Origin of the sequence: Sphingobium sp. CFD-2 (assembly GCF_024611135.1) — a bacterium.
Classification (GTDB): domain Bacteria; phylum Pseudomonadota; class Alphaproteobacteria; order Sphingomonadales; family Sphingomonadaceae; genus Sphingobium; species Sphingobium fuliginis.
Genome location: NZ_CP084408.1, coordinates 1 through 18,252, shown reverse-complemented (window position 1 = coordinate 18,252; position 18,252 = coordinate 1). Strand labels below are relative to the sequence as shown.

Genomic DNA, 18,252 nt, shown 5'->3' with positions numbered 1-18,252 from the left:
GCTACGGCCAGCCTGATAACTGCCTACCGTGGGCGTCCATCGCCGACCTTACTGCAATGTTGCGGACGGCGCAGACTGTCCAGATAAGGCCACGAGTTCGTCCCTCGCGTAGTCGGCGCGGCTCGTTGAAATCAAGGTTTTCCGGTTGAGGCGGCTTTCATGCCCTGCATGATGCACGGCCTCGTGCGCAAGCGTGGCATAGTAGTCGTCGGCGGAATGGAACGCTTCAAAAGCGGGCATTTGGATATAGTCGTCGCGGGTGTGATAATAGGCTTGCGATCCGCCAATGCGAACGGTTGCGTCGATGCGAGAGAACATCACTTCAAGTTCAACATCGCGGGTTTCGGGATTGGTGATGATCGGGGCGGGCGCGGGATATTTGCCGTCCAGTCCCTCGACCTGATCGGGTAGGGTAGGCCGGCAAAGTCTCAGAGAGAACATTGCTCGGCCCCCCTCCGAACCGGACGTGCACCTTTCAGCGCATCCGGCTCTCCACGACTGCGTGCTATCCGCCGTTGGCGGTCGGTTGGTTGACCGGCGTGGATGCTATTGTGGCAAGCGACGCAGAGGACCGCACGCTTGCTCTGCCGTGCCGACCGCATGTAGCGGGACAGCCCGGCATATTGCATCTCCGCGACCCGGCGGACGTGATGGACCTCACAGGGAAGGTCATCCCGACCACAACGCTCGCACTGGCGGGCGTTGAGTCGTTCGACCAGCTCCGTTCTGCTGAACACGAACTGGGCGGAGCGGGGATTATCGATCCCGCCCCACGATCGGACATGTCGTCGCAGGTCCTTCAACTGCCATAGCTTGATCGCGCGGGGTTCATCTCCCACCTCGAAGCGGATGAAGAAGTCCATCCCACGCCGCAGTCTGGCGAAGACGCTGCGAGCTGATGTCCTATGCTTGGCGGCGATGGTTTTGACGCAGGAGAACAAGGCGAAGTAACCGGCCTTATTCAACTTGCGCTTCACGTCGTCAGCTAGAGCATAATAGTTCGCAAAGCCGCGCCATTCGGCATTGTAGGCAAGGACGATCTCCACGTCGCTTGCGAAGCGCAGCGCGGGCCGATGACGCGGGCGGAAGGCTTCATAGTCGCCCCAGCCCTTATCATTGACGAACCGGACCACCCGGTCCCTTGGCACTCGGAGCCGCAGCCGGTCAGCCAAGCCGCGCCGCAAGGTGGATCGACCATAGAAGATCGCCTTGTGCGGATTGCGGTTGGTGCTGGTGCAGACCTCGTATCCTAAGAACCGCGCCCCGTCCGTGGCTTTTCGGATTCCACTTTTCTCGGCAGACATTTCCAGCTTCAGGGTGTCGGTCAGGAAGACCCTGACCTCGTCCATCAACTGGCGTGCATCCGCCTTGCTGCCGGTCACGCCGATGAGGAAGTCATCAGCATAGCGGCAGTACCGTAGTCTCCTATAGTGGGGATCAAGGGCATCGTTGGCCGGAACGGTTGCCCGTTCTGCCTTGAGCCGACCGATCTCCTCCAGCACGGAGGCGATCTTTTGGGAGTCTGCGGACCCTGCGGCCCGCATCGCATCCACTTTCTTCCGAAGGTAGCAGACCTTTAGACCCAAGCGCCTCGCATCTTTCGATGGTGCGCGCTTGTTGCCTCTGGTGAAGCTGGCGATCCTATCCTGCATGAACATGTCAAGTTCGTGCAGATAGATGTTCGCCAACATCGGGGAAACGACCCCGCCTTGCGGTGTACCGCTGTAGGTCCGATGATAGACCCAGTCCTCAATATAACCTGCCTTGAGCAGGCCTTGGATCAGACGCACAAAGCGACGATCCGCGATCCGCTTCTCCAACAGACCGATCAGGACATCATGATCGATATTGTCGAAGAACCCGACAACATCAACGTCGATCAGCCACTTCACCCCCGTCCATTTGGCGCGGATAGATTCCAACGCCGTATGGCACGATCGCTCTTTCCTAAATCCATGCGAGTGCTGCGAGAACAGCGGCTCATAGATTTGCTCAAGGAGCGTCCGCACCACTTCCTGGACGAGCTTGTCCTCCGTGGTCGGCACGCCAAGCGGCCGTTTCTTGCCGTTGGCTTTCGGGATATACACCCGACGTACCGGCTTGGGCCGATAGCTTCCGTCCGCCAACCGGTCGATGATCGACCTGACCATCTCGGGCGAAAAGCCGTCGAGTGTCTTGCCGTCAACGCCGGGCGTCATCGCACCCTTGTTGGGCGCGATCTGCTGATAGGCATGCTCCCAAAGGAGCGGGCTTTTCATGAGGCGGAAGAGTCCATTGACCCGCCGACCCGACCTGATGATGGTCGGGAGTGATCTGACGGCCCTCTCGATGGTAACTGGCAGCATTAGCACACCTCCTCGTGAGATTGTCTGATCGCAGTCGCTGCCGCCCTTCCCCCGAGCGGTGAGGCTTTTCACACGGGTTGCCCCGCACTTATGGCCGCGCTCGTTCCCCATCAGAGTGGAGACTGTCCCGACCATTACGTCGGGCATTTGAGTACTATGGCGGCTCCGTCGCCATGCAGGTCCGGCAAGCCGTCCTGTTTAGGCGATCCCGTAATTACGGAAGTCGGAGTTCCGACGTGGTTAGGTGCCCCGTTCGTTCACTTGCCCCTCCCTACAGAGGGTGCGCCGGAGAAGCTGGCAGGCTCGCGGCATCACCGCTTGCTCGGGAGGAACTCAACGCCCTTTCCTCCATTTCTCCGATGTGCCGCGTCAACCATTCTGCGACACCGCTCCGTTATTAGCCGCTGCAAACTGGGGTTCAGGCAGTATAGCTTTCACCATACACGTCTTGCCCTGATCCATGACGCCGCAAATGGTTCTGGCGCTTCCGGACCTTTTCTGAACATGCTACTTTCCCCTGTCCCTTTCGGGATTTCAGCTATTTCTAGCCAAGGTTGGTCCAGTGGGCATGATCTATAGCCAGCAAGATCATCTACTCATGGTAGAGCTCCTTTTTACTTCCGCCTTTACGGCGCACCATTGAAAACCGTGTATCGTTTCAGGAACGGAATGGCGCGCTCGTCGTCCGTTTCGGAGTCTTTAACGACAAGCTTGTTGGCATAGACAACGGTGGTCCCCTTGCTGCCCTTCCTGACATTGCCGCCAAGCTCCAATGCCTGTTTGAAGGTCAGCCAATAGGGCGAGGCGAAGCCCTGACGCATGGCACTGGCCCAAAGGCTGAGGACATTGATCCCACGATAGGCAACCCCATTGTGCCGGAGCGGAATGGTCGGCCCACCGCTCCACGGCTTCACCCAAGGCTTTGTCCCCGCTTCCAACATCGCAAGAATGTCGTCGGTGACGGCCTGATAAATGTCGATCCGGTTCGTTTCCTTGGCCATTTTCCTCACTCCTTTAGGCGAAGCCGCTGCCTGCGGCCTGCGGCTCTGACCCGCTGGCGAAGCGCGGGATGGGGAGGGGGAAGCAAAATCGATGGGAGTGGTGCGGGCGGCACGACTAGGGAGGCCCCGGCGCGCGCGAGCGCGCCGGAACTGGCCGAACTTGTCGGGCAACCCGGTCCTGTCGATTATGCTTCGGGAACGAAAGGGCGGGTGCCCTTGGCGTTCCCCCCGGTGGCAGCTGCCACCACCGGCAAGGCGCGGCCCTGGGCCGCTCGATCCTATGTGGCAGCTGACAGACTACTAAGCGCGCGGCCCTGGCCGCTCATTATGGCGGCGGGTTGCATGATTTTGTGTGGAATCTAAACCAGTTGCCAGATGAAACAGCAGGTGAATCAGAAATGGAGTTCGTTCGCAGAATATTTGGGGCTGTAGAGCCACGCTACCTCATCCGGGCCTATATTTTTGGCGCTCTGTTCTTCGCCTTCATGATGGCGCTAGGCCCGAAAACCCCGTTCCTGATTATCTATTTTCTGATCTGCACGGCGCTATTCCCATTTGCCAAGATGGTTTGGGACACGGCAATGGATACGATGCGCGGCAACACGATATTCGTCATGCCAGCGCTGATCCTGATCGTGCTCAAGCTGTTCATCAACATGATGCTGTGGTGCTTTGCGCTGTTCGTCGCACCCATCGGAATTTTCTTCCTCAACAGGCGCATTCGCTGATCGCAAAGGCGGGGCGGTGGCAGCTGCCACCGCCCCGAAGTTTGCGGGGAGCGCGGGAGTGAAGCGCGCTCCCCGTGCCGTCATGCCGCTTGGCTTTCGCTATCGGCGGCATCGGGCAAGGCAGAGGGTCGAAGGGCGGGGGGCAGAATGCGCCGCCCCGCAAGACGCTCGTTGACCGTCACAGCAAGGTCAGAGCGCTTCATGGTCTGGCAATTCTCTACAGCGTCGTTGCCGCAACCTTCGGCCAGCAGCTTCAAGAGCGTGGCCTTGCTAAGCTGGTCATAGAATACCTGATTAGGTTCCCACTTGTCGGCCATGTCGATCTGCGCGACCCCGACGATCTGCGCCAGCTGGCGGTCGCGGTCGCTGTGGAACGAAAGGCTCGTGATCTGCGAGGCCACGCAGTAGGCCAGCAGCCGCAATTTCGCTTCGCTGTCCATCTGGCGCATGTCGTCCAGCGTGGGTGCTTCGGCCAAGCGGTCAAGATCGGCCCTCGCGATCTCGTCAATGTCGGCAATCGTGGAATGGCCCATGACCGCATCGTCAACATGGAAGCGGTTCTTCTCGGCGGTGATTTCGGCGGCTTGTTGCCACGAATAGGCGTTGCCGCGAACCTGTCCCAAGAGGCCCGTCAAGAGCACGTCCAGCGCCAGTTCCGGGTCGCTGGCAAGGGCTTCTCGAACCGCCATCGTGCGGATGCCGCCCAGCTGATCCATGACTTTCTGCGAGTAGTCGGGCCGGGGAGGCTTGGGGCCATCGGCGGCGGTCCCCTTGGCGCTGCGGGTGAACGCGACCTGTTCGATACCGTCATGGCCGATAAAGACGATAAGGGAGTGCTCGGCCTTCTGCTCGGCAGTGAAAACGCGGCAAGCCGATACGATGGCGTCCTGCTTGCGGGTCAGGGCGCGCAACTCGTCGTCATAGTCGTGCTCGTCCTCGTCCACCTCGCTTTCCCGCTTGGCGATTGCCGCCTCGATCTCGACCAGCTGCGCGGTTTCTTCCTCGGTCGGGTCGCGCTCGCCTGCGGGTTCCAGATGGCCGCGCATCCAGTAGGAATCGGGCCGGTAGAGCTGCCCTTCTGCATCGCGCCAGCCATCTTCGCGCGCCGCCTTGGCGATGGCGTCGAGCCGATCTTGCACAAGGTCCATGACAAGGCCCGCATCATCACAATAGCGACGTTCTCCGAAAAGATCGGTGGTGAAGGTGCCGCCTGCGGCGCAATAGGCTTCCTCGCCCACAATGCGGAAATGCTTGTCGGTATCGGCAACCTTCTCCTGGGTGAGCATGGCCCGGATTTGATGGGCGTTGTCGCCGGTGCGCTTGAAAACCTCAAGCTGGCGGTCCTGATCGTCGGTCAGCGCGAAAGCCTGCGCCGCGCCCATGCCGATTTCGTCTTTCTGGAAGGCTTTGAGAATGGTCGGGTGCAGCGCCGCCAGCTTCAACACGCGGCGGACATAGGCGGGGGAGACGCCGAACGATGCTGCAACATCGTCAACGTCCTTGCCGCTGTCGATGATCGCCCGATAGGCTGCGATGGCATCGGCGGGGTGCATGTCCTCGCGCTGCGCGTTCTCGGCAAGCGAGATTTCCAGCGCCTCGTCCTTGCTGCGGATTTCAACGGGAACCTCGAAAGTGCCGGGGATGGCCTTTGCCTTCTGCAACAGCTTCAAGGCCCGGTAGCGCCGCCCTCCGGCGCAAATCCTGATTTTGCCGTCTTCGTCATAGCCGATCAGGTTTTGCAGCACGCCCCGCGCCTGAATGTCGGCCGCGAGGGCTTCGATTTCCTTGGGCTTCACCTTCCGCACGTTGAGGTCGGAAAGCGCCAGCTTGTTCAGTTGGATGGTCTGGATGGTCATTTCTCACTCCTTTAGGCGAAGCCGCTGCCTGCGGCCTGCGGCTCTGACCCGCTGGCGAAGCGCGGGATGGGGAGGGGGAAGCAAAATCGATGGGAGTGGTGCGGGCGGCACGACTAGGGAGGCCCCGGCGCGCGCGAGCGCGCCGGAACTGGCCGAACTTGTCGGGCAACCCGGTCCTGTCGATTATGCTTCGGGAACGAAAGGGCGGGTGCCCTTGGCGTTCCCCCCGGTGGCAGCTGCCACCACCGGCAAGGCGCGGCCCTGGGCCGCTCATTTTTAGCGGCTAGAGAATGGCGAGCGCGAGAACCGCAACGATAGAAGCACACAAGGCGGACATGAGCATGAGGCGTATCGTCGCGGCATTGATCGTGATCGCAGCGCCGACACAGGCCCATAGCAGGGCAATTGTGGGTCCAGCGCGGTAAATCAGGAAGCCGAAATAGCTGTTCGGCAGGAATTGCGGATAATCGAGGATCAGGCGTGCGACGATCCCGCCGCCTGCGAGAATGAGCGCGGCGATCAGCCATGCCGCGAAAGCCTCGACGCGCGGCGAAACGCTGTGCCTGGGCGCGGCCTGCGTCGTCGTTCGCGTCGCGTCATTCATGCTGAACTTCCCTTCTAGCCCTGACCGTCACCCGAATGGGCGGAGACGGCTTTGCTGGCTCCGTGGAGCCGCGCGGCGCAGCCGTGTGGTGGAGTAGGGCAGGTTCCCGGCTCCGGTCATTTGCACTTGTTCGGCAGCTGGCCCCTCTCGATCGCCAGATTCCTCATTGCCTCGTAATCGACACCCCAAAGGCCTCGTCGCTCATCGGCCGCGTCTTTCATGAAACGAGCATACGCCAGCCCTGAATGTTGCCTGTAATCAACGGCATATCCATGGCGCACCATCGTTGCCGAAACAGATGCCCCATTCGACCGAAACCGGCACGACAGGTTAGACCGGCCCCAGCTTGTCCGCCGCGTGTTGCATATCGGCTCGATCGTCAGCTTTTCGTCCTGAAAATCGCTCGTGCAGTCCATGCCGCCATTTTGCTTCACCAGCTCTTCCAAATAGAGCTGCGCTGCGATCTTGGGCACATTACCCTTGCCGTCCTCATCCGGCGCATCAATTCCCGACAATCGCACCCGCTTTTTGTCGAGCGTTTCGAGCGTATCGCCGTCGATAATGCGCGGGTTCTCGACGTGGATCGAAACCGGCTCGCTATTCCTCGCCTGCATCTGATTGAACAGCGCGCCGAAAGCGAAAACAGAGAGAATGGGCAACGCGATTTGCTGATTTCGCGGCCATTTTTTGGGCTCTGTTGCAAAAATCGTGAAGCTTGAGCATGCTTGGCGGAGATTGAACGGATGGAGCGATGACGGATTTCAAGTGGCGCCATTTCCAGGGTGATGTGATCCTGTGGGCGGTGCGCTGGTATTGTCGCTATCCGATCAGCTATCGCGACCTTGAGGAAATGCTGGCGGAACGCGGCATTTCGGTCGACCATACGACGATCTATCGCTGGGTCCAGCGCTACGCCCCGGAGATGGAGAAGCGGCTGCGCTGGTTCTGGCGGCGTGGCTTTGATCCGAGCTGGCGCCTGGATGAAACCTACGTCAAGGTGCGGGGCAAGTGGACCTACCTGTACCGGGCAGTCGACAAGCGGGGCGACACGATCGATTTCTACCTGTCGCCGACCCGCAGCGCCAAGGCAGCGAAGCGGTTCCTGGGCAAGGCCCTGCGAGGCCTGAAGCACTGGGAAAAGCCGGCCACGCTCAATACTGACAAAGCGCCGAGCTATGGTGCAGCGATCACCGAATTGAAGCGCGAAGGAAAGCTGGACCAGGAGACGGCCCACCGGCAGGTGAAGTATCTCAATAACGTGATCGAGGCCGATCACGGAAAGCTCAAGATGCTGATCAAGCCGGTGCGCGGTTTCAAATCGATCCCCACGGCCTATGCCACGATCAAGGGATTCGAAGTCATGCGAGCCCTGCGCAAAGGACAGGCTCGTCCCTGGTGCCTGCAGCCCGGCATCAGGGGAGAGGTGCGCCTTGTGGAGAGAGCTTTCGGCATTGGGCCCTCGGCACTGACGGAGGCCATGGACATGCTCAACCACCATTTCGCAGCAGCCGCCTGATCGGCGCAGAGCGACAGCCTACCTGTGACTGCCGCCAATCTTTGCAACAGAGCCTCATCATAGAGGCCGATGTCGACGGCATCGTCTGCGCTGGCCGGCATGAGCGTTCCGGGGACCTGCCGACCTAAGGTTTGTGGGGATTTAGGATTCCCATTTTGCTGGAGTTGTGATTCACACTCCGGACGGAACGCTTTGTCCTGACGGAAGCGCAATGGGCGCAGATAAAACCACACTGCCTAGGGAAGATCAGCGATCCCGGACGCAGTGGCAGGAACAACCGGCTATTCATGGAGGCGGTGCTGTGGATTGTCCGAACGGCCAGTCCATGGCGCGACCTGCCGGCGATGTTCGGCAACTGGAGCACGGCGTTCCGGCGGTTTCGTGATTGGCGAGAAACCGATGTTTTCAAGCGGATTTTCGATGCCCTGTCGGACGAACCGGACATGGAATACGCAATGATTGACGCTACCATCGTCAAGGTTCACCGGCACGGCCAGGGCGCAAACGTATGGCCCGCCCCGTCGGCAAGAGGGTTACGATCGATGGTCTGATCAGTCTGCGAAAACGTATCCGGCCTTTGGGCACCGACCCTCGGCCAAGATGGAGATCCGCGCGTCCTGGTCCTCATAAAGGAGCCGGCATCGAGTGCCATTTTGCGCCATAGGGTTCCGGGACACCGGTTGACTGTCAGGCCATCTATCGCTCGCCCCCCGCAGACATCTGGGACCAGCATTTATCGCCGATCGATCTTCTTAGGCCGACAGTGCCGGCATGTGGTAGGTACGCTCGTGGCGCAGCAGAGCCCAAACGATCCGAGCGAGTTTGGCGGCAAGCGCGACCACAGCGGTATTGGGATGCGCGCGGGCGAGCAGGCCGCGCAACCAGGCGCCGAGCCGGGTATCAGTCTTGCGCAGCGTCGGCATGGCTGATCTGGCGCCCTGGATCAGGAGCTTACGCAGGTAGCGGCTGCCGCGCTTGGTGATGCCGAGAAGCTTGGGCTTGCCGCCCGTCGTCGCCTGGCGTGGCACGAGGCCGAGCCAGGCGGCGAGATCACGACCACGCGCGAATGTGCCGGCATCGCCGACCGCGGCCACCAGCGCGGTTGCGTTGAGTGCGCCGATCCCGGGAATGGTCAGCAGTCGGCGCGCCTGCCCGTCCTGTTCCGCGGCTTGGGCAAACTCGCGGTCGAAGGTGGCGATCCTCTCATCCAGCGATCGCCAACGGTCACGCATATCGCCGACCAGCATCGCCATGCGCGTGCTCAGCCTCGGCTCCAGGCCGTCCAGCAGGTCGACCAGCGCTGCCGCCAGTCGAGCGCGTCCCTGGGGGACAACATGACCGCGCTCGAGCAACAGGCTTCGGATCTGGTTCATCAGCGAGGTGCGTTCGGCGACGAGCCGGTCACGCACGCGGTGCAACGTCTGCATGTCGAGTTGCTCCTCACTCTTGAGCGTTACAAACCGCATCGTCGGCCGTGTTGCCGCCTCCGCAATCGCCTCTGCATCGCGGTCGTCGTTCTTCTGCGCCTTCACGTAGGGCCGGACATATTCCGGCGACATCAGTCGGACCTCGTGTCCCTGGCCTGCCAGGATGCGCCCCATATGATGCGCCCCACAACAGGCCTCCATGGCGACCACGCAGGTCGGCAACTTGCCGGCGAACGCGATCACCGTCTCGCGCCGCATCCGGCGGCGAAGCACTACCTTGCCAGCCTCATCCAGCCCGACCAGGCTGCAGCTGTTCTTCCCCAAATCCACACCGAGCATCGCAATACGCATCATCCGTCCCTCCAAGTCAGCCAGATCGCAGCGTACTGCACCTAGCTTCGGTAAGGGGCGGGCCATCCATAACGGGGGACTCAGAGCCAGGCCATTGGTCGTTCCAAAGGGGGCATGACGACCAAGATCCTGGCCCTTACCGATGCGCTGGGCAATCTTGTCCGCTTCCGCCTGATGCCCGGCCATCGCTTCGACACGGTTGGCGTTGCTCCACTCATCAAAGGTGTCGAGTTCGGCGCACTGCTGGCTGACAAGGCTTTCGCCAGCAACGTTATCGTCGCCGATCTCAACAAGCGGGGCGCAAAAGTCGTCATCTCACAGCACCCGCGACGCGCCAAACCCATTCCGCTCGACGCAGAAATGTACAAATGGCGCCACCTCATCGAGAACTTCTTCTGCAAGCTCAAGGAATTCAAACGCTTCGCCATGCGCGCCTGCAAAACAGACCGCAGCTTCGAGGCCATGATCTACCTCGCCGCAGCCATCATCAATTCCCGATGAATTCCCACAAACCTTAGCGCAATGGCTATCGCGACCGCAGCCTCGACACCCGGCTCGGCAGGCTCAATCTGAAGATCCCAAAGCTGCGGACCGGCGCCTGCGATCTCCATGCGGATCACTCCAACTTACTTGACAGGCGACCCACTGCCCCCGCCTCAGCGGCGAGATTGCGATTGTAGCTCAACGGCATCCGCGGACTTTTCCAGCGGAGCGCATCCATGATCCCCGCCAGATCCTCCCCAACCACGAAGAGATCCTGGTTGAGCCCCACCCGCGTCGAATGCGCGCTCACGCCCTTGAGCAACTGCGCCAGATCATCGGCGGTGAGGTCGCTCAGCGCGCCCTTGTCGAAGGCGCGCCGGATCATTGCCCGCCAGATCGGCCCGATCGAACCCGGGTGCAACGCCCCCTCTCCCACATCATATTCGGTGCGCGCCGGCACCGCCGACTTCGGCAACGTCTTGCGCAGATCCCAGCTTTCGCGGCCAGAAATCGTCTCGATCCGCCGCCCCTTGACCGCGGCCCGCGCCTTGTAGCGGCGCACCTGCACCCGGCGAAACAACACTCCTTCCTCTATGCCGGCGGCCTCCATCCAGGCTGCGACCGCCCGAACCGACCGCGGCGACAGAAAGGCCGTAGCTCCCTCACCTTTCTGGTCGCTTTTGCTTCGCGGAATCGCCAGCAAGCGCGCTTCAGGATCAAGCGCACCCTGAATTTGCCCGACCTCAATCGCCACCAGCTCCGAGGCCCGCAGCCCGCTGTCATAGGCGACCGACAACAGCGCTCGGTCCCGCAACCCCGGCAAGTCATCCGAGCAAGCCTCCAGGAGTGCCTTGACGTTGATCCCACGGGGTTTATCGTGCTCGACGTCCTTCACCGGCCCCTTGAACCGCAGCGGCCGCGCCTGGGCTTGCGTGCTGCCCTTCTCCCGGCGGATCGCGCGCAGCCGCAGCTTGACCAGCTCGGCCTGCGTGGGGTCCTTCAGGTCGAGCAGCTGGTGGATCTTAGCGATCGATGCCTTGTAGCGGCCGAGAGAAGCAGGCTTGGCCCCCTGCTCTGATCGTGCATCGAGGTAGCCGGCGACGATCTCCGGCGTTGCTGGTAACGCGATCCGCTTCGTGCGTCGGCACCACAGGTCGAAGGCCTCAAGATCGGATTTCAGCGCGCGGATCGAATGCGGCGAGCTGGCGGCCTGGTAAGCGGCGATCAGTTCCGCATTGACGACGATGTGGGTCTCCGTCCGCATCTGTGTTGCTGTCCAGGCAAGCTCGGGCATGGTCGCCGGTGGCAAGGTCGCCGTCACCGCGGCAGCGGCGTTGAAATCGCCGTTTTCAAGGCTTTTTTGCCCGGCTGATGCACTGGCTTCCATGCCGCCGCTGTACTCCACCATACAATGAGGCGTCAAATCCGCTTATATGATAACTGCAATTATCACATGTTCATTTACGGACCCTCCGAGCAGTTGTGCAGTGTTTTGGCATTCACTACACATTCGGCATGGAGCGCTTCCATCCCCTTGCCGCCGACACCGACGCTCCGCCCGAGGCGCTTGGCCAGGCGCAGGCGGAATGCGCGCTCGCGCTCGGCCGCCTCGACGGGCTCCTCACCGGCCTCACCGATACCGAAAAGCGGCTGTTCTGCGTAGGGCTGCTGCGCGAGGTGCTCCTCTCGGCCTTGGCGCAGGCGGGATTTGCTGACGCCGAACACCGGTTCAACGCCTGGTTCGCCGGGCTCGATCGCGGCCCCCAAGAGACGCCCCTCACCGCCTGCTCCGCCTATGCCGTGGTCCGCGCCCTGCTGGGCGAACTCAGCCATCATCCGTGGGAACCGCTTGCCGACGCCGCGCAGACCATCGCTCTGGCCGCTCGCTTCGGGGCCGACCGCCCGATGCAAGCCGAAGATGCGCTGGCGGAGGAGGCGATCGGCAGAGCGATCACGCTGGTGAAACAGGCCGGCGCGGATGACGAGATTCCCCTGCCCTTCGCGGGTCTGGCGCGCCTTCACGCGCTGCTGCACGCCGATCCGCTGTTCGCGCCGCTGGAGCGCGCGGTGCAAATCCGTTCGCTTGGGAACCGCGCGGTGGCGATCGAGCAGGCCGCCCCGCGCACACCGCTCTGGGCGGTCGATGCCTCGCTGGGGCGGCTGCTGGCCGCGTGCGGCGCGTGGCAGCTTGCCCTCCCCTGCCCCGGCGCGGTGACCGCCGAAACGCTTCAGCCGCAGCTCTGGCCTGGCGAACGCGCCATTGTCTCAGCGCGAACTCTCCACGCCAGCGCTACCCGGCTTGCAGAGCTGGTCGCGAAAGCGCGACGGCGCGCGGCGCTGATGCGCGAGCAGCTGGGGCACCTGCGCTCGAGCGCGCGGGCACCGCAGGTGTGGATCCTGCTCGCTGGTTTTGCGCCGCTCGGGCTCGATCAGATGACCTCGGCGTTCGGGATCAGCCGGCGCGGCACCTATGCGATCGGCGACGCGCTAGTCACAGCGGGCCTCGCGCGGCGCGCGAGCATCAAGGGCAAGGTTCTGCTGGTCGCCGAAGCGCCGCGAAGGGATCGGTTGTCGGCACCCCTGGACCACGCTCTCGCGCTCCCCCATCCGGCGCTCACCGAGTTCGACGCGGCGATGGGCGAGATCGACCGGCTGCTCGCCGGCAGTTCTGGCCATCCCTGACGCGGCCTCGCGCGCATTAGGCGTGTATGAAAACTGATCTCCTCTTGACGTTATGTACAGATATCATACATAGACAGAGAAAGAAGGAGATGGCCAATGGCCACAGCTGCCCATTCCGGCGTCCCCGCCAAAGCGCCTAGCCGCAAGGACCTGAGCGGTCCGGCGCTGCGCACCTTTTTCCGCATTGCCGACGCCTGGGGCCTTAAGGAAGCCGAGCAGATGAAGCTTCTCGGGCTCGACAGCCGCTCGACCTTCCAGACCTGGAAGCGCGGCGCCGTCGCGGCGATTCCCAAGGATGCGCTGGAGCGCATCTCCTATGTCATGGGGATCTACAAGGGGCTGAAGATGCTCCTGCCCCGTACCGCCAACGAATGGGTACGCAAACCCAATGAGGCGCCGCTGTTCGCCGGACGCCCGGCGATCGAGCGGATGGCCTCGGGCAATGTCGCCGATCTCTACGTGGTGCGCCAATATATCGACGCGCAGCGCGGCTGATGGATGCTATTGCGACGACGCAAGTGCGGTGGCAACCGTGCTATCGGATCGTCGCAAGCCGGTTCCCGCCCATATCGCTGTTTGAAGACGTCGCGGATCCGGCCGATTTAGAAGCGGTCTATGCGATCGAGGCGATGACCAACGACCGGCTTCGCGACGAGGTCGGGGACCTTGCGCTCGTCCCATCGGAGGACCGCGTATCGGGACCCGGGACATCGGCAATCATGGCAGCGTTCACCCACCTCAATCCAGATGGCAGCCGATTCTGTGACGGCAGTTTCGGGTTGTTCTATGCTTCCAACACCATCGAGACTGCGGTTGCCGAGACGAGCCATCACCGAACCCGCTTCATGGCGTACACCCACGAACCGGCGCAGGAACTCGACATGCGCGTCTACGCGGTCGACTTGGACGCCATGCTCCACGATATTCGCGGCCTGCGCGATGAACGCCCTGCCCTCTACGCCCCGGACAGTTATGCCGCCGGCCAGGCGCTTGGCCGACACCTGCGTGAGCAAGGTTCGGATGGCATCGTATACCAAAGCGTGCGCGACACCGACGGCGAGTGCGCCGCGGTGTTCCGCCCTCGCCTACTCGCAAACTGCCGACAGGAGCGGCACCTGTGCTACGTTTGGGATGGCCGGGCGATTGTCACCGTCTACGAGAAGAAGACATTCACCTAAAGGTCCTGCGGACAAGCTAGCCTTTCGGCATCGAGTGACGCCTGTCAGGAATAGACCCCGGCAGCCATACGATCGAGATCTTCCATGACGATATCGATATCGCCATTCGCAACCAATTCCGCAGCCGTTTTCCCAACTCCAGAAAGGGGTTGATGCTTGAACCAGATAACCGCCTTGCCTTCTTCGCCTGCGAGCTCTGCCGCTCGCGTTATAACTCGGGCTATTTCCTCCAGTTTAATCTGCACGGTCGGGGCGGAGGGATACAGAGTCATGGCCTTACGATCCAGGCGAGCAACGCGAGCCAAATGCGCCATGGAGAAGCGCAGGCGCTCCGCCAGACGACGGGGCGCGATGATCTCATTCTCGCGAATGTCATCCTGGAAGGCTGCAGTCATTGGGCAGTCCATATTCAACATGTGAAGACAAAACTCTCACATCTCAGAACCGCTGAAGATTGTCCTAGCTCCAATGCTGATCGAGCAGGGCTTTCAACGCGGCCTCCGCTTCAGCCCGCGTACCACCGGCATGCGGAAGCAGGGTGAGCTTGAGACCCTTACGATCCACCGCCTCCACTTTCAGCAATGGTTTCCCCCCTTCGGACACGATCGTTTCTGGCTTTCCTGACTTCTTGGGGGATCCTGACCTCTTGGGGGGATCGGCGGCCAGAGCGAGAGCGCGTATGATATCGGGAACCGGCATCGGTGCTGCGCGGTCGGACTGCACCTGAGCGAGACGCCCCGCCTCGGCGAACACACGCTGCCGCCGGTCCTCCGGTTTCAAGAGAGGCTTGATCGCGGTGACATGCTTGATCCTGAGATCCTGTGGGATGGCAAAGGCCGCCATCAGTTCTGCCGGCAGTCGGGCAAGGTCGAGATAGCGGCTGAGCCAGCTTTCCGTGACGTTGATCCGCTCGGCCATGACCTTCTGGCGCCCTTCATAATAGGCGTCGAGCGCGCGCAAATAATCGCGCGCGCGCTCCAGATCGGTAAGGTCGTCGCGCGCCCGGTTTTCCAGGTCCGCAAGCCGGAAAGCCTCTTCGTCGGTAAGGCTGCGGATATCGACGAGAAAGCGGAAATCCGGATAGTTGTGGGCGCGCAGCCAACTGATCGTCCAATGCCGGCGCGCGCCGCAAATCACCTCGAAATCGAAGGCAGGGTCGTCCTTCACACGGCGGACGATGGCGGGCATTTCCTGTTTGCCCTGCGCCTTGATGCTCTCGATGAGATCGGCGCACCGCTCCTCGTTAAGCAGCGCATATTCGCGGTTATGGCCGACCCACATCCGGCAGCGTGCAGGATCAACGAGTTCATGGGTGCGTGAGACGACACTGCCCGTCGCCAATTCGGCAAGCCGGCTTTCTCGACCCGCCAGGACGCTCGCACCGATGCCGGGGCGCCGGGCCGCTGGAGCTTGCGCCCCCGGGTCGATTCCGGCGACCAGATCAGCCGCGAAGTTGGCGTTTTTCTTGCTCATCATCCACCCCTTCTACCCGGAATTGCACCGGTGCAATTTTGCTCGCATCAGGCGAGGCCCTCCTTGCGCAAGCGCGCCAGATGGCTGGGCCACATCGACCGGATGTCGACCTCGATTTCACTGTTCACGCCGTCGAGATAGGCGAGGCAGCGGTTGCGCACCGCCGAACTGGTGACAGGTCCGTCAAGCTCATAGACCGTCATCAGCCGCGCCGTCGCATTGTCGATTTCCGCCGAATCCTTGAGCGGTGTGCGCACGATCGCGTGGCCGAAAAGGGTCCGCATCAGGTTCAGCAATTCCTTCTGCATCGACTTGTTCTCGTCGACCTTGGAGGCCACGAAGCGCAGAAACTGCAGCGACGGGGCCAAGCCGCGATCAGCCAGAGTCTCGATGGTCTCGTCGAGCATGGCGAGGAAGGCTGCAGTCGACGAGAAGTCCATTACCGTCGGCGGCACCGGCACGACCAGCGCATTGGCCGCACGCAGCACCGAAAGCGAGATCGCACCGAGCGCCGGCGGCGGGTCGAGAACAACGACATCAAACCGATCGGCTATGCTCGCAATGCCTTGTGCCATGCGATCGATCAGGTTCCCCTGCCCGCGCGCCATACGCGCCGCGATTTCATATTCCGACTGGAACAACCGGAGATTGGCCGGGACAAGCTCGAGGCCGTCGAAGTGAGTCTTGCGCAGGGCGTAATCGAGCGCCTCCATGTCGTCATGCCGCAAGAACGGATAGAGCGTGTCCTCCTCGGTTAGGTCGAGGTCGGGAACATAGCCGAACAGGGTCGTTGCCGACGCCTGGCTGTCGCAATCAATGAGGGCCACCCGGTAGCCCTTGATCGCGAGATATTGGGCCAGATGCACCGACAGGGTCGATTTCCCGACCCCGCCCTTGAAGTTCTGCACCGCGATGACGCAGCAGGGGTCGGTGGCAGCCCGCCAGGGCCGGGTGCCGAACAATCCCCGCATGTCGTTGAGCTGCGCCAGGGTATAACCGACGCGCCGATTATTTTCGGTTCGCGGAGGCGGCGGCAAGCGGCCGTCCTTCTCGGCCTCGCGAATGGCCGCCGCGGTCCGGCCGACCAGTTCGGCCGCTTTACCGATCGGGAAGGTGGGCTCGCGCCGTTCGTCCGCCCGGGCGCTACGCGCAGAGTCGCGGAGCCGCTCGAGAACAGAGCTGGTCCGTTGTGCAAGCGTTGAGACGGACAGCAGATCCTGCGTGCCCTCAATATCGAGTGATGCAGCCAAGAGAGGCCCCCTTGCGAAACTGTAGGGGGCATAGCTCAATTTGCACTTTTATGTCAATGAAAGGCTTATTTTCGCAAGTGAGTAGGCCCGGTCGGCCCAATTGCCTCGAATTGCGCCGCCAGCCTTTCGTGCACGCCTACAACCTGACCTCTTGGGGGCTAGCCACCCTGAAATTGCACCGGTGCAATTTCGGCTCAAGGGCGCCCGCGCCGCGCCAGGAAGCTCTCGCAAAAGCCGGTCCAAGACGCGATCAGTTTGGCGCCCTTCAGCTTCGCTAGCCTCTCACCCATCTGCGCGCGATAGGCGTCGGCAATCAGATCGATGTCCCAACCACCGCCGGCCGAACGGCCAATGGCCGCGAGCGTGTCCGACCCAAATCGGATCGTGCCGTTCGGGAAGGTGACCTCCCCTGCCCCAGTCTTATCCTTTGATACCAAGGCCGCCACCGCCGCCTGCGTGACGGCCTCGACGGCCACAGTCTCGACCTCGTCTTCGCGCCTCGCCTTCCTCCCCGCAGAGTGCCGAGCAATTTCATCCACGGTTGCTATCTGCTCAGGCGCATCCTTTGGCTCAAAACGAAATTCGATCTCGGTGACGGTTCGACCCTGACGGATTTCCCGCCACTCCACACGGAAATGAGCGAGCTGGTCGATTTCGGCCTTCGCCTTTTCGAGAACCTTGCGGCGCAGCTGCGCAAAGTCCTTGTAAACGTCTGGCGCGATGCCGAGCAGCGCACGCAGTGCCGTCATGTCGCCCTTCCATAGCGACTGGCGTCGATGCAGCCGCAATGCCCCGATCTCGTATAGCTTTAGCGCGTAGGTCGACCGAAAGCCGAGCACCGCCTGCCGGTTCAGGACCGCATAGGTCTCCGATTCCTGAATCAGTTTCCGAGCCTCGGGCGTGAACTCCCACTCGATCCACCCTGCCTCCGCGCCCTCCTCGTCCTCAACTTCTTCGCGCGATGATGAGATCAGAGAAAAGCGCAGCGTCGCCTTCTTGCCGCGCCAGGACTTATCATCGACCGCGAAAAGCGTGCGATGCAGTTCCTCGAGCATATCCGAGATGCGCTCATTGCCCTTGTGGCCGCGGCGAATATCCGCCTTTCGCATCTTGTGCGGGCGGTCCTCCCAGGCATCACCGCCCGCAGTCAAAATCATCAGCGCAAGCAAACGCGAAGCGGTCAGGCTCAGCGACTGGCCTTTGACGAACTTGACCTCGACGATGCTGCCGGGCTTGGCGAACTCGTCGCCGCCCTTGGCCTGCAGGGCGGCAGCCACCCGCATCGCCCGCCCCGGAGAAGCATCATCACCGGCGGGGGAGGGCGTTACAGCGTGGTCTAGGGCTTGTTCGTCATCCAT

The 18,252-nt window shown here is 61.9% G+C and carries 16 protein-coding genes and 4 pseudogenes; 8 read left to right on the top strand and 12 right to left on the bottom strand.

What is annotated here, in order from left to right; all coding sequences use genetic code 11:
- Positions 1-48 precede the first annotated feature (48 nt).
- From LDB29_RS27220 to LDB29_RS27210, 3 genes and pseudogenes are all read right to left on the bottom strand, one after another.
- On the bottom strand, positions 49-441 hold the full coding sequence (locus tag LDB29_RS27220) for a zincin-like metallopeptidase domain-containing protein (RefSeq protein ID WP_257558687.1): 393 nt from the start codon (positions 439-441) through the stop codon (positions 49-51).
- The gene (locus LDB29_RS27215; RefSeq protein ID WP_257558685.1) at positions 429-2,480 is read right to left on the bottom strand and encodes a reverse transcriptase/maturase family protein; all 2,052 of its coding nucleotides are present in this window, start codon (positions 2,478-2,480) and stop codon (positions 429-431) included. Before LDB29_RS27215 ends, LDB29_RS27220 begins: the two co-directional genes overlap by 13 nt.
- Before the next feature lie 503 nt (positions 2,481-2,983).
- Positions 2,984-3,346, bottom strand: a pseudogene (locus LDB29_RS27210) (ArdC-like ssDNA-binding domain-containing protein); the annotation flags it as partial.
- Positions 3,347-3,684: 338 nt separating this feature from the next.
- Here LDB29_RS27210 and LDB29_RS27205 point away from each other — a divergent pair.
- A complete protein-coding gene (locus LDB29_RS27205; protein WP_139181870.1) occupies positions 3,685-4,074 on the top strand; it encodes a hypothetical protein in 390 nt (129 codons plus the stop codon).
- An 80-nt stretch (positions 4,075-4,154) separates the two neighbouring features.
- On the opposite strand, the gene LDB29_RS27200 is transcribed toward LDB29_RS27205, so the two are convergent.
- From LDB29_RS27200 to LDB29_RS27190, 3 genes are all read right to left on the bottom strand, one after another.
- On the bottom strand, positions 4,155-5,930 hold the full coding sequence (locus LDB29_RS27200) for a ParB/RepB/Spo0J family partition protein (RefSeq protein ID WP_056379709.1): 1,776 nt from the start codon (positions 5,928-5,930) through the stop codon (positions 4,155-4,157).
- Between the two features lie 283 nt (positions 5,931-6,213).
- On the bottom strand, positions 6,214-6,534 hold the full coding sequence (locus LDB29_RS27195) for a hypothetical protein (RefSeq protein WP_056379711.1): 321 nt from the start codon (positions 6,532-6,534) through the stop codon (positions 6,214-6,216).
- Between the two features lie 116 nt (positions 6,535-6,650).
- Positions 6,651-7,193 carry a thermonuclease family protein gene (locus tag LDB29_RS27190; protein ID WP_032073064.1) on the bottom strand — a complete coding sequence of 181 codons (543 nt, stop codon included), beginning with the start codon at positions 7,191-7,193 and terminating at the stop codon, positions 6,651-6,653.
- Positions 7,194-7,285: 92 nt separating this feature from the next.
- On the opposite strand from LDB29_RS27190, the gene LDB29_RS27185 reads away from it, so the two are divergent.
- Positions 7,286-8,050 (top strand): IS6-like element IS6100 family transposase, encoded by a 765-nt coding sequence (locus tag LDB29_RS27185; RefSeq protein WP_013054031.1) that lies wholly within the window; start codon positions 7,286-7,288, stop codon positions 8,048-8,050.
- 197 nt (positions 8,051-8,247) lie between these two features.
- Positions 8,248-8,553, top strand: a pseudogene (locus LDB29_RS27180) (transposase); the annotation flags it as partial.
- A gap of 249 nt (positions 8,554-8,802) precedes the next feature.
- On the opposite strand, the gene LDB29_RS27175 reads toward LDB29_RS27180, so the two are convergent.
- Entirely contained in the window at positions 8,803-9,828 is a 1,026-nt protein-coding gene (locus tag LDB29_RS27175) for an IS110 family transposase (RefSeq protein ID WP_025552281.1), read from the bottom strand.
- A gap of 75 nt (positions 9,829-9,903) precedes the next feature.
- On the opposite strand from LDB29_RS27175, the pseudogene LDB29_RS27170 reads away from it, so the two are divergent.
- Together LDB29_RS27170 and LDB29_RS27165 are read left to right on the top strand one after the other, a co-directional pair.
- Positions 9,904-10,329, top strand: a pseudogene (locus LDB29_RS27170) (IS5 family transposase); the annotation flags it as partial.
- Between the two features lie 17 nt (positions 10,330-10,346).
- Positions 10,347-10,427: pseudogene (locus tag LDB29_RS27165) on the top strand (transposase); the annotation flags it as partial.
- 17 nt (positions 10,428-10,444) lie between these two features.
- Here the strand turns inward: LDB29_RS27165 and LDB29_RS27160 are convergent.
- Positions 10,445-11,605, bottom strand: coding sequence for a tyrosine-type recombinase/integrase (locus LDB29_RS27160; protein WP_257558777.1), 1,161 nt, complete (start codon positions 11,603-11,605; stop codon positions 10,445-10,447).
- 221 nt (positions 11,606-11,826) lie between these two features.
- Between LDB29_RS27160 and LDB29_RS27155 the strand changes: the two genes are divergently transcribed.
- From LDB29_RS27155 to LDB29_RS27145, 3 genes are all read left to right on the top strand, one after another.
- On the top strand, positions 11,827-12,993 hold the full coding sequence (locus tag LDB29_RS27155) for a hypothetical protein (protein WP_015449224.1): 1,167 nt from the start codon (positions 11,827-11,829) through the stop codon (positions 12,991-12,993).
- Positions 12,994-13,089: 96 nt separating this feature from the next.
- On the top strand, positions 13,090-13,488 hold the full coding sequence (locus tag LDB29_RS27150) for an antitoxin Xre-like helix-turn-helix domain-containing protein (RefSeq protein ID WP_015449223.1): 399 nt from the start codon (positions 13,090-13,092) through the stop codon (positions 13,486-13,488).
- Positions 13,488-14,171: an RES family NAD+ phosphorylase gene (locus LDB29_RS27145; protein ID WP_015449222.1), complete on the top strand. Its 684-nt coding sequence runs from the start codon at positions 13,488-13,490 to the stop codon at positions 14,169-14,171. Before LDB29_RS27150 ends, LDB29_RS27145 begins: the two co-directional genes overlap by 1 nt.
- 44 nt (positions 14,172-14,215) lie before the next feature.
- Here the strand turns inward: LDB29_RS27145 and LDB29_RS27140 are convergent, their stop codons facing one another.
- From LDB29_RS27140 to LDB29_RS27125, 4 genes are all read right to left on the bottom strand, one after another.
- Positions 14,216-14,566, bottom strand: coding sequence for a hypothetical protein (locus LDB29_RS27140; RefSeq protein WP_017183653.1), 351 nt, complete (start codon positions 14,564-14,566; stop codon positions 14,216-14,218).
- 64 nt (positions 14,567-14,630) lie between these two features.
- Positions 14,631-15,644 carry a ParB/RepB/Spo0J family partition protein gene (locus LDB29_RS27135; RefSeq protein ID WP_028056255.1) on the bottom strand — a complete coding sequence of 338 codons (1,014 nt, stop codon included), beginning with the start codon at positions 15,642-15,644 and terminating at the stop codon, positions 14,631-14,633.
- A 47-nt stretch (positions 15,645-15,691) separates the two neighbouring features.
- Positions 15,692-16,894, bottom strand: coding sequence for an AAA family ATPase (locus tag LDB29_RS27130; protein WP_015449219.1), 1,203 nt, complete (start codon positions 16,892-16,894; stop codon positions 15,692-15,694).
- 194 nt (positions 16,895-17,088) lie between these two features.
- Positions 17,089-18,177, bottom strand: a complete 1,089-nt coding sequence (locus LDB29_RS27125) for a replication initiation protein (protein WP_041865596.1) — start codon at positions 18,175-18,177, stop codon at positions 17,089-17,091.
- Positions 18,178-18,252: the final 75 nt, after the last annotated feature.